Origin of the sequence: Streptomyces sp. rh34, from assembly GCF_002551245.1 — a bacterium.
Lineage (GTDB): Bacteria > Actinomycetota > Actinomycetes > Streptomycetales > Streptomycetaceae > Streptomyces.
In genome coordinates this window covers 1-374 of record NZ_NTGZ01000621.1, presented here as the reverse complement: position 1 = coordinate 374, position 374 = coordinate 1, and the positions used below count along the sequence as shown (strand labels likewise).

1 pseudogene is annotated in these 374 nt (G+C 80.5%); it reads left to right on the top strand.

The features are described 5' to 3' along the window. Window positions 1-374, top strand: a pseudogene (locus CR470_RS38515) (LuxR family transcriptional regulator); the annotation flags it as partial.

Genomic DNA, 374 nt, shown 5'->3' with positions numbered 1-374 from the left:
CCCCCTACGTCCACGGCATGCTGGCCCTGCGCTCCGGGCCCACGGCCGACGCCCACGAAGCGCTGCTCGCCGCGGCCGGGCTGCTCGGCCCGCACGATCCCCGCCGGGCCCTCGACGCCCTTCTCGGCGCGGCCGAGGCCGCCTGGGCGGCGGGGGACGCGCTCGGCTACCTCGACGCCATGAACCGCCTCGCCCGCTCCCCGCTGGAGGCGGGCCTGGAGCACTTCCGGGCCGGCATGTGCGCCGTGCTCGAAGGCCGCACCGCCGAGGGCCACGCCCTGCTCCGCCGCTGCCTCGACCCCGCCGGGGAACCCGGCGACCCGGCCGCGCTGCTCCGGGCCGGGGCCGCCGCCCTGGTCCTCGGGGATGTGGCC